The following is an 11,285-nucleotide window of genomic DNA, read 5'->3' on the forward strand; positions in this document are numbered from 1 at the left end:
AGCGTACCGGCAGTTGCCATTTTCTGTGAAGCTTTGCGTTTATCATTGCCGTTTGTCGCTCCGATTCCATGTGGAAGTCAGAGCGGGGCAAGGCCCCGCTCATCGTGACGGTATTCAGTCACCGCGATGGACTTCGCCGACATCGGCAATGCTGCCTTCGCTATGGCAGACTGCGCAGGAGCCTTGGCTATTGGCGCCTTCATCAGCAATGTTGCCAAATTGACCACCATTCTGCTCCATATGCAGTTGCGCGGTCGCGTCATCATGACAGGACGAACAGGCGGCAGCAGCCGGGCTGATCAGTCTGTCATCGGTCTGTACCAGGGCATCACCAATGAAATTGCTGGTGCCGAATGGGCTTGAACTTGCAACGGTTGCTTCAGTGTCGATCGTGGAGCCCAGCACCGAGGTTGCCAGGGGCAGTTCATAGGTGCCTTCATTATGGCAGGCCTCACAGTCACTCGGCTCACGCGGATAGCGCAGATCCGTGAAGTCATGGGAGTTGTTGCCGAATCCATAAACAATGTAGTCGGTAGTCCGCACAGCAGAACCGTGAATGGAATGGATCATCCGCTTGAAGTCAATGGACTGCTCCTCATCCTCGCCTACCGCGGCGGTATTGACCTCATTATCGGTTCCATCCGGATCGGCCGGGCGCTGAGCCAGATCGGTTGCCCGTGGGTTGTGGCAGGTCACACACAGCTGGATGTTGTCTGTACGGTTGTTGCCGTGCAGTGACAGGCCATCCTTTACACCGTGGCAGGTCTGGCACTTCGCCACGTCAACCACATCACGGCGGGCCTGGGCTTCAGCGTCGGTAATGGGGAAGAACTCAACAGCACCAGTGACTTTAGCCTGGATAGTGAAAGCGCCTTCGTCATCGGCGGCAGCCGGATGCCCTTCGATCGCCGCTGCGCCTGAGCCCGTTACATCTGCGGGGATCGGGGTACCAGCGGTAATACTGAAGCTGCCATCGCCATTATTGGTCGCTGAACCTACCGGATCCATCGAAACAACCTTGCCCGGGGCAGAACCGCTACCCTCGTTGGTGTAGTCGCCGGTATTCCATGCCAGAATAACTGCCAGCCGCGCAGTGCCGCCGGTGGTAAACTGTGGGTCGTTGTTGATGTCGTAGGCTGCATCCCCGGCGGTAGGGTTGGTAACCGAGAAGCGTACGATTGGCGTCTGCCCCGGGGCTGTGTCAGTGACCTCCAGAATATTGTACTCGAACAACTCGCCAGCGGCGGTGCTTGGGACAATATGGGAATCCCGAACCGGCCCGGCAAAGCCGCCATCCCGGTGACAAGTTGAACATTCGGCGTTTGTCACTGCAATGTTCCGGCCGGTATGACCGTCTCCGGTGCTGAAATTGACATCGTCATGACAGGCGCCGCAGGCCTCGATGCTGGGGTTGTTGGCGATGTTGGCCGCATCGGGTGTGTCGGTATTGTCCGGGTCGTGACAGGTCAGGCAGTTTTCCGGGCTTTGTGGAAAACCTACGTCAGAGTAGTCGTGCTTGGAATCCCGGAAGCCCCAGATGGCATATTCGCCGCCCGCTACAACACTGGGCAGTTCGTCGCCCATATGGATCTTGTGGATCATCACCCGGAAATCGACGGTGCGCTCACTGTTGGCATCGGTGCTGCCAGGATTGTGACAGGTCACACAGAGGTCAACGTCCTTGCGGGAACCGCCGTGGATGGCCAGGTCGCCGTGGCAGGAGTTACAGGTTTCCTGGGCGACGATCTTGCGGGAATCAATGCCCTCGGTGAGGTTACTGGCCGGCACTTCCTCGTAGGCAGCATTGACTACTGGCAGAGGCTCACCCAGATAGGTGGCGCGGGCGTTGGTGTACATGGCCACGCGGTGGGTCAGGTCAGGCTCATAGGTGACGCCTCCGGTTTGAGAGACATCAGTGATGTCGGTGCCGAAGGTGTAAGTGTAGGTGCCGTCAAAATTATTGACCAGGGTGCCGCCACTGTCCGTGGCCGCCTGGGTAGTGGTGGTGCCAACCGGAGCCGGGCCCGGATCGCCGGCTGTCTGCTCCTCCGTGCGGTTGATGTAACTCTGCCAGCGGCTGGTGTTGCCGTCGCTGCCCGGTACCAGTTTGGCAATGGTGAAACTCGCCACACCATCTGCCAGGGCATCAAAGGCGAAACCGTTGCCATCCTCAATCCGGAAGTTCACCACCGGGGGGCTGCTGACTTCCAGATCGGTAATTGTAACCTGCAGCTCACCAGGCACCTGGTTGAAGGAAGGGGAAGTCGGTGATGAATCCTGTGCCGGCGGCGACGTGACAATTACGTCAGCGTCATCATTACAGCCCGAAAGGCCGAGCAACAAGGCCAGGCTCGAGATGCCCAGCCCCTTGCCGATAAGGCCTTTCAGGCCCCGTGTTGTTAATGTTTCTCTCATCGCTTTCATTTTTATGAACTCCTTTTAATCCCGCTTCCTGCCACAAAGCTGCCGCAGTCTCGTGCGGCAGTCCTGGGACGACCTCATTAAGTTTTCATAACATCTTTTCTACTCAGGGTGTTATGCCTCGTAAAGGGGGAATCTCTTTAATTGGGTAATACTTGATGTAGCTCAAAGCCCTCACCCGCCCGGGCTCTTTCGTCTTGATAAATTACTTTCATGAGAGTAGCGTAGGTAAGATTGGCCGCAATCAAATTGACCAAAATCAAAACTACGTCAGGTGGCATAGAGACAAAAGCAGTAGAGGAAGAATAAAACGCCCTTTCACCCATTCAATATTCCAGAATCCGGACTGCATAAGCCAGCATCCTGAGTTGAACCGATGGTTTTTCGGGGTCGTCAGCTGCAGAGCCAGATTGCCTGCGAAGTAACCTGGAAAAGGCGGGGCCGGGCCCGGCCCGGAAGAAGGCGCCGTCTACCGGCCCCCGACAAGGCGAGTAAGCCGGTGAACGGCACCGGGTTCAGAAGCGGTAAGTGAAGCCTATCATGTAGACCAGGGGATCAATGTCAACATCGACAAAGGCGGCATCCACGGCGGTGTTCCCCTCCCTGGCAATGATGGTGCCGTCGGTATCAATATCCGCCCACCAGACGGCAGCGTTCAGACCAAAATTGCTGTCCAGCATGACATCCACACCCAATTCCGCGGCCAGGCCGATGCTGTCCTCCAGCCGCAGCTCCGTACTGTCGACCTGGGCGCCACTGACACCCTGGTCAATGGCGCCGGTGAGGGTGCCCGTGGTCTGCTCGTCAAAGAAGATGGTGTAATTGACCCCGACACCAGCATAGGGCTGGATATTGGAGCCGCTGGGCATGGGGAAGTACTGCAGTGTAAGGGTTGGCGGCAGATGCTTGGTTTCCGCCAGTTTCCCCGCTCCGCCAAGCACACCCGCGCCAACGATGTCGTGTTTGAAGGGCGTGGAAGCGAGCAGCCCGACGCCGATATGGGAGGTCAGCATATAGGTGGCGGTTATACCCAGGGCGGTGGCGGACTGGACATCAACCCGCCAGCCGTCAAGCACGCCCAGGCCCTGGGAATTTATATCCGTGCTGGTAGCGTCAGGGTCTACCAGTGCCGGGCCGGCGCGCAACAGCACATCACCACTCTCGTAAGCCTGTGCAAGGGGCGCTGCAGCCAGCAAACCGGCAGCCAGAAAACCGAATTGAAATGAACGTGACATGGTACTCTCCTTAGACCTGATTGATTAAAATAAAGAAAGAATAAACCCCCTTTTAACCCGAGTCCACCAGCAGTGGGCCGCTCGGCAACAGCCGAATTGCCGCGCGCCCCCGCTAGCCTATATGATGGACACGCGATTATTCTTATCAAGACAAGGATCTTCTTATGAAGCCTCTGAAAAAGACCCTCTCCGGAGTGGCACTCACCACCCTGCTGGCCAGCCCTGCCGCCTTCGCCGAAACCCTTAGCGTGGCCGAGGTTCACGAACAGCGCCAGGCCCTGAGCGGTGAGCAGGTGTCCGTCTCTGGCGAAGTGGTCAAGGTGAACAATGGCATCATGCGCCGCAACTTCGTCCACGTGGAGGACGGCACCGGCAGTGGTGACAACGGACGGCTGATTCTCACCAGTCAGGACACCGCCCAGGTGGGTGACCAGGTCACGGCCACCGGTACCGTCAAGCTCGATACCGATTTTGGCATGGGTTACTTCTACCCCACCCTGGTGGAAGAGGCCTCAATCACTGCACAGTAAACACCTGCGTCCGGGCCGCAAAAACTTTGCGGGCCGGGCCATAAATTTCCTGTCAGTGCCTCTCACTCCCACTCAATGGTGGCAGGAGGCTTGGAGGAGACGTCGTAGGTGACTCGCGACACGCCGGTGATCTCGTTGATAATCCGGTTGGACACTGTTTCCAGCAGATCGTAAGGCAGATGAGCCCAGCGTGCGGTCATGAAATCGATGGTTTCCACCGCCCGCAGCGCAACGACATATTCGTAGCGACGGGCATCGCCGACAACGCCGACGGATTTGACCGGCAGGAACACGGCGAAGGCCTGGCTGGTTTTGTGGTAAAAACCACCCCGGTGCAGCTCTTCCAGAAAGATGGCATCGGCACGACGGAGGATGTCGGCGTATTCCTTTTTGACTTCGCCCAGAATCCGCACACCCAGGCCGGGCCCCGGGAAGGGGTGGCGATAAACCATGTCATAGGGCAGGCCAAGCTCCAGGCCGATGCGACGGACCTCATCCTTGAACAGCTCACGTAGCGGCTCCACCAGTTTCATTTTCATGGTTTCGGGCAGCCCGCCGACATTATGGTGGGACTTTATGACGTGAGCCTTACCCGTCTTCGATGCGGCAGATTCAATCACGTCCGGGTAGATGGTGCCCTGGGCCAGCCAGTTGACATCCCTGATGGTCGTCGCCTCGGCGTCGAACACATCAATAAAGGTGTTACCGATTATCTTGCGTTTGGCTTCCGGATCATCAACGCCCTTCAGCTTGGACAGGAACAGGTCCTCGGCATCTACGCGAATCACCCTCACACCCATGTTGTTGGCAAACATGTCCATCACCTGATCGCCCTCGTGGAGGCGTAACAGGCCATTGTCGACGAACACGCAGGTAAGCTGATCACCGATCGCCTTGTGCAGCAACGCTGCGGTAACGGAGCTGTCGACACCACCGGACAGGCCCAGCAGCACTTTGTCATTGCCAACCTGATTGCGGATCTGTGCAATCGCATCATCGACGATCCTGGCCGGGGTCCAGAGCGCTTCACAGCCCGAGATGTTAAGGATGAAGTGCTCCAGAATGCGCTTGCCCTGGAGCGTATGAGTCACCTCCGGGTGAAACTGCACGCCATAGAGGTGACGTTCTGTGTGCTGCATGGCCGCAACCGGGGCGCTTTCAGTGGACGCCAGCAGCTCGAAACCATCGGGCATCTTCACCACTTTGTCGCCATGGCTCATCCAGACATCCAGCAGGGATTCACCCGTGGCCGTCAGGTGGTCGGTAATATCGTTTAAAAGAGGGCCACTGGCTCTTACCTTGACCTGGGCGTAACCAAATTCGCGCTTGTCGGAACTGACGACCCGGCCACCAAGCTGCTCCGCCATGGCCTGCATGCCATAGCAGATCCCCAGAACCGGAATTCCGCGCTCAAACAGGCCCTCCGGCGCCCGCGGCCCGCCAAGCTCGGTTACGGATTCCGGACCACCGGCGAGAATAATGCCTTTCGGCGCAAACTCAGCCAGTGCTTCATCAGTGATATCGAACGCTCTGACTTCACAGTAGACGCCGATTTCACGAACCCGGCGCGCAATCAACTGGGTGTACTGGGAACCGAAGTCGAGAATCAGAATGCGGTGGTCGTGGATGTTGTGAACCATGGAATCCTCAGATCAGAAAGAACAGGCCGGTTTACCCGATCCGGTAGTTGGGAGCTTCTTTGGTAATGGTCACATCATGCACATGGCTCTCGCGCATACCCGCGTTGGTAATCCGGACGAATTCCGGTCTGGTGCGCATCTCTTCCATGGTCGCACTTCCGGTGTAGCCCATCGATGCGCGCAGCCCGCCCATCAACTGGTGAACAATGTTGCGCATCGGGCCTTTGCAGGCAACACGGCCTTCAATACCCTCAGGAACCAGCTTTTCGATGCCCTTGCTGGCATCCTGGAAGTAACGGTCGCCCGAGCCCTTGCCCATGGCACCAATCGACCCCATGCCACGATAGGCTTTGTAGCTCCGGCCCTGATAAAGCTCGATTTCGCCCGGCGCTTCGTCAGTTCCCGCCAGCAGGCTGCCGATCATCACGCTGTGCGCACCCGCGACAATAGCCTTGGAAATATCACCGGAAAACCGGATGCCGCCGTCGGCAATAACCGGTACACCACGACCTTTCATGGCCTCTGCAACGTTGGATACCGCAGTAATCTGCGGCACACCAATGCCCGCCACAATGCGGGTAGTACAGATTGAGCCGGGCCCGATGCCAACCTTCACCGCATCGGCTCCGGCATCGGCCAGATCAATAGCGGCTGCCGATGTTGCGATATTACCACCGATAACCTGAACATCCGGATAGGTCTGCTTGATCCAGCGTACCCGGTCGATAACGCCTTTTGAGTGGCCGTGAGCGGTATCAACAACAATGACATCAACACCGGCCTCAACCAGGGCATTAACCCTGGCGTCGGTATCGCTACCCGTGCCTACCGCGGCGCCGACCCGCAACCGGCCCTGATCATCCTTGCAGGCAAGCGGATAATCCTTGGCCTTCTGGATGTCTTTCACAGTGATCAGTCCGCGCAACTGGAAGTCATCATTGACGACCAGAACTTTCTCGATACGGTTGTGATGCAGCAGCCCCTTTACGTCTTCCAGGTCTGCACCTTCTTTCACTGTGACCAGGCGATCCTTACCGGTCATGATGTCGCGAACCAGGGTTTCCATGCGGCTCTCGAAGCGGATATCCCGGCCAGTCACGATGCCGACCAGCTCGTTGCCAGCCACCACCGGCAGCCCGGAAATATTATTGGCCGCGGTGATATCCACCAGCTCACGAACGGTGGTTTCCGGGGTCACGGTAATCGGGTCTTTCACCACGCCGCTTTCATATTTCTTCACCTTGCGTACGGCAGCTGCCTGCATCTCTGCCGACATGCTTTTGTGCATGATGCCGATACCACCTTCCTGGGCCATGGCAATGGCGAGTTCCGCCTCGGTGACCGTATCCATCGCCGACGACAGTAGCGGGATATTCAACCTGATGCCTTTGGTCAGCCAGGTTTGCAGGTCTACCTCGTGTGGCAGGACATCGGAGCGCCCTGGAACCAGGAGAACGTCGTCAAACGTGAGGGCTTCTTCGGCAATTCGCAGCATTGGGATCCGCCTTTTGAACGTGCTAGATTGGAGAACTCCGATGCCGCTTCAAACGGGGCGGCAAAACAAAATTCCTAATCGACCTATTATAAATGCGCGGCCAATGACAGTAAACCGTCCACCTTCGAACATCCGTTTGCATCTTTCTGAAATTCCGTTACTTTTGCTCTTCCCTTTTCGGCATTTGCGTATACAACCCACTGGAGTTTGCTTGTGACCAGGGCCCTTTCCGTCACTGAACTGAACCACCAGGCCAGGCATCTTCTTGAGGCCAGCTTCCTTCAGGTATGGGTAGAAGGTGAGCTGTCCAGTCTGTCCCGGCCGTCTTCCGGCCACTGGTATTTCTCGCTCAAGGACAGCAGGTGCCAGGTTCGCTGCGCCATGTTCCGGAGCTTTAACCAGCGCGTGCGCGAAACTCCGAGAGAAGGCGACCAGGTCCGCATCCGCGGAAAAGTAACGCTTTATGAAAACCGTGGTGATTTCCAGATCATCGTTGAGCAGATCGAACCCGCCGGAACCGGAGCCCTGCAACAGGCATTCGAGGCCCTGAAGGCCCGCCTGCAACAGGAAGGCCTGTTTGATGTGGCACGAAAGAAACCACTGCCAACGCTGCCCCGCCGTATTGGCGTGGTGACATCGCCAACTGGCGCGGCGATTCACGACATCCTGACGGTGCTTGCCAGGCGCTGCCCATCAATCCCGGTCACCCTCTACCCCACAGCCGTGCAGGGCAAAGCGGCCACCGCCGATATCATCCGGGCCATCAAGGCTGCCAATACCCACGCGGAAGCAGACGTGTTGATCATTGGCCGTGGTGGTGGCTCCCTGGAAGACCTCTGGTGCTTTAACGAAGAAGCCGTGGCCCGCGCCATAGCCGCATCAGCGCTGCCTACCATAAGCGCTGTCGGCCACGAAGTTGATGTAACCATCGCCGACTTTGTTGCGGACCTCAGAGCGCCGACCCCCTCGGCAGCGGCGGAAAAAATCTCACCGGACCAGGACGCCTGGAGCAAACAGCTGCGGGAAAGCGAACTCCGGCTGGCCGGAGCCACCAGACGCGCCCTGACCCGGATCGAAACATCACTCCGGCACCTGAGTGCACGCCTTCGCGATCCGCGGCGGGAGCTGCTGGACAAGGCCCAGCGCATGGACGAGCTCGACCTGCGGCTGGGCAAAGCCATTGGTCAGACGCTTGAACGCTCTGACATGCGTGCAAGCCATCTGACCCGGAGACTGTCGCTACAATCCCCGGTCCGTCGCCTCGCTGATAGTCGGGACCACCTCGACAGTCTGAACCAGCGTCTGGGGGCGTCGGTCGACCAGCGAATTGACCGGCAGAACAGCCGGCTGGAGCATCTGGCGCAAACTCTTCATGTGGTCAGCCCTCTTGCCACACTCGGTCGCGGTTACGCCATTGTGCAGGACGACAGGGGCAGTATCATCCGCTCTGCAGCAGACCTGAAAACGGGGGACCGGGTTACCGCCCGGGTTGCCCGCGGCCGTCTTGAAGCAAGGGTCACCGCGGTGCATTCTGAATAGCTATCGGGCTCATAAGTATAAACTCTTAGCCGATGGTCTACTGGCCTCACCAGCTCATACACTTTAGGTTAGATTATTTCAGCGATATCAACGGAAAGGCAAGGTGCACCGCATGAGCTACGAGAAAGAATTCAGACGTTCCATGGAAACTCCCGACGAATTCTGGCGGGAAAAAGCGGCCCAGGTGAGCTGGATGGAAACTCCCAAAACCATCTGGCAGGCCAAGGATAACGGACATGGCGAGTGGTTTCCCGACGGTACTATCAATACTTCAGATGCGGCCCTCGATGCCAACATCCGTGCCGGGCGCGGTGACCAGAAAGCATTGATCTACGATTCCCCGGTTACCGGCAACCAGCGCTCCTACACCTACAGTGAGCTTACCGAGGAAGTTGCACTGTTCGCCGGGGCACTGAAAAGCCGCGGCATTGAAAAAGGCGACCGGGTTATCATCTACATGCCGATGATTCCGGAAGCGGTCATTGCCATGCTGGCCTGCGCCCGACTCGGTGCCATCCATTCCGTCGTTTTCGGCGGATTCGCGGCCAACGAGCTTGCTGTCAGAATTGATGGCGCTGCGCCAAAAGCCCTGATTACGGCCTCCTGCGGTATCGAGGTGAAAAAAGTTATCGAGTACAAGCCATTGGTCGACAGGGCCATAGAACAGGCCGATCACAAGCCGGAGTTCTGCGTGGTCTACCAGCGCCCGCAGGCTGAAGCCAGCCTGACCGAGGGCCGTGACTTTGACTGGCAGCAGTTCGTCGCCGGTGCCACTCCCGCCAGCCCTGTTCCGGTGGCTGCAACCGACCCGCTGTATATTCTCTACACTTCCGGAACCACCGGCAAGCCCAAGGGTGTTGTCCGTGATAATGGCGGCCACGCTGTCGCCATGCGTTACAGCATGGACCTGGTGTATGACGCCGGTCCCGGAGATGTGTTCTGGGCCGCTTCGGACGTAGGCTGGGTAGTGGGACATAGCTACATCGTTTATGCACCGCTGCTGGCCGGGTGCACCACTATTGTCTATGAAGGAAAGCCGGTCAAAACGCCGGACGCCGGAGCTTTCTGGCGAGTCGTTCAGGAACACAAGGTAAACTTCCTGTTCACCGCGCCCACGGCGTTCAGGGCCGTCCGCAAGGAGGACCCCGAAGCCGACCTGATGGGACAGTACGATATCACCTCCCTCAAGAGACTGTTTCTGGCGGGTGAACGCCTGGACCCGGCAACCTATGACTGGCTTAAGGAACATTCCGGCCTGCCGGTGCTGGATCACTGGTGGCAGACCGAAACCGGCTGGGCAATCTGCTGCAACCCTATCGGCCTGGAACATATGCCCACCAAACCTGGATCTGCGACCGTGCCCTCCCCCGGTTTCGATGTGCAGATCGTGGACTTCGATGGCTCCCAGATGCCAGCCGGTGAACAGGGCCAGATTGCCATAAAGCTGCCCTTGCCGCCGGGTTGCATGACCACGGTTTGGGGCGACGATGATCGCTTCCGCGAAACCTATCTCGACCCCATTCCCGGTTTTTACACCTCCGGCGACGGCGGCTTTCTGGACGAGGACGGCTACGTGTTTGTCATGGGCCGGACCGACGATGTCATCAACGTGGCAGGCCATCGGCTGTCAACCGGTGAAATGGAAGAGGCGGTTTCAAGCCACCCGGCCGTCGCGGAATGCTGCGTCGTGGGCGCCCAGGACGACATGAAAGGCCAGGTCCCCATCGGGCTGGTGATGGTCAAGGACGGTGCCACCATCGGTCACGACGAACTGGAAGAGGAACTGGTGGAGATCGTCCGCGACCGGATCGGGGCTGTTGCCTGCTTCCGGCGTGCACTGGTCGTTGAGCGCCTGCCCAAGACCCGGTCGGGAAAAATTCTGCGACGGGTAATCAGGCAGATCGCGGATGGCGAGGAGTACAAGGTGCCAAGCACCATTGATGATCCCGCTATCCTGGAAGAGTTGAGCACGCAACTGAAATCCTAGAAAACCCTAACCTATTGTTTTTTATCATTTAAATTTTGATAAAAATGACAGGAACGGCGTTGACGCTCTGCATACGCAGGCTATACTGAAAACAGGCTGTTAGCGGCCGGAAGCTCCCGTGAGGGAAAAAATTACAGAAATACAGGTAAAGATCAATGTCAGATACCAAAACAGGCCATGTAAAATGGTTCAACGAGTCCAAAGGCTTTGGTTTCATCGCCCAGGACGGTGGCAGTGACGTATTCGTTCACTATAGTGCAATCAACGCCAGCGGGTTCCGTACCCTGACAGAAGGTCAGCAGGTTCAGTTCACTGTAACGCAGGGCCCGAAAGGTCCTCAGGCGGAGAACGTAACGCCGGTCTGACACACTGGAGTTACCGACCCGCCCTTTGCCCCTCACGGAAACAGGGAAAAGCAGAAGCCGGCGAAAGCCGGCT

General features: G+C 57.8%; 7 protein-coding genes and 1 pseudogene. 4 read left to right on the forward strand and 4 right to left on the reverse strand.

From position 1 onward, the window contains the following. Positions 1-114: 114 nt before the first annotated feature. On the reverse strand, positions 115-2,424 hold the full coding sequence (locus VJ956_RS07265; protein WP_324083280.1) for an OmcA/MtrC family decaheme c-type cytochrome: 2,310 nt from the start codon (positions 2,422-2,424) through the stop codon (positions 115-117). A 512-nt stretch (positions 2,425-2,936) separates the two neighbouring features. Next, entirely contained in the window at positions 2,937-3,656 is a 720-nt protein-coding gene (locus VJ956_RS07270) for an OmpW/AlkL family protein (RefSeq protein ID WP_324083287.1), read from the reverse strand. Between the two features lie 164 nt (positions 3,657-3,820). Between VJ956_RS07270 and VJ956_RS07275 the strand changes: the two genes are divergently transcribed. Further along, a complete protein-coding gene (locus VJ956_RS07275) occupies positions 3,821-4,186 on the forward strand; it encodes a hypothetical protein (protein WP_324083293.1) in 366 nt (121 codons plus the stop codon). Between the two features lie 62 nt (positions 4,187-4,248). Here the strand turns inward: VJ956_RS07275 and guaA are convergent, their stop codons facing one another. Together guaA and guaB are read right to left on the reverse strand one after the other, a co-directional pair. Beyond that, on the reverse strand, positions 4,249-5,826 hold the full coding sequence (gene guaA / locus VJ956_RS07280; protein WP_324083301.1) for a glutamine-hydrolyzing GMP synthase: 1,578 nt from the start codon (positions 5,824-5,826) through the stop codon (positions 4,249-4,251). A 31-nt stretch (positions 5,827-5,857) separates the two neighbouring features. After that, complete coding sequence (gene guaB, locus VJ956_RS07285; RefSeq protein ID WP_324083308.1) at positions 5,858-7,321, reverse strand: IMP dehydrogenase; 1,464 nt, start codon at positions 7,319-7,321, stop codon at positions 5,858-5,860. Between the two features lie 207 nt (positions 7,322-7,528). Between guaB and xseA the strand changes: the two genes are divergently transcribed. The 3 genes and pseudogenes from xseA to VJ956_RS07300 all read left to right on the forward strand — a co-directional run bounded on the left by xseA (position 7,529) and on the right by VJ956_RS07300 (position 11,212). Next, positions 7,529-8,860, forward strand: coding sequence for an exodeoxyribonuclease VII large subunit (xseA, locus tag VJ956_RS07290; RefSeq protein WP_414674398.1), 1,332 nt, complete (start codon positions 7,529-7,531; stop codon positions 8,858-8,860). Between the two features lie 97 nt (positions 8,861-8,957). Then, positions 8,958-10,847, forward strand: a pseudogene (locus VJ956_RS07295) (propionyl-CoA synthetase); the annotation flags it as partial. A gap of 155 nt (positions 10,848-11,002) precedes the next feature. Next, complete coding sequence (locus VJ956_RS07300; protein ID WP_008169155.1) at positions 11,003-11,212, forward strand: cold-shock protein; 210 nt, start codon at positions 11,003-11,005, stop codon at positions 11,210-11,212. The last annotated feature ends 73 nt before the right edge of the window (positions 11,213-11,285 follow it).

Source organism: Marinobacter sp. (assembly GCF_035268745.1).
Lineage (GTDB): Bacteria > Pseudomonadota > Gammaproteobacteria > Pseudomonadales > Oleiphilaceae > Marinobacter.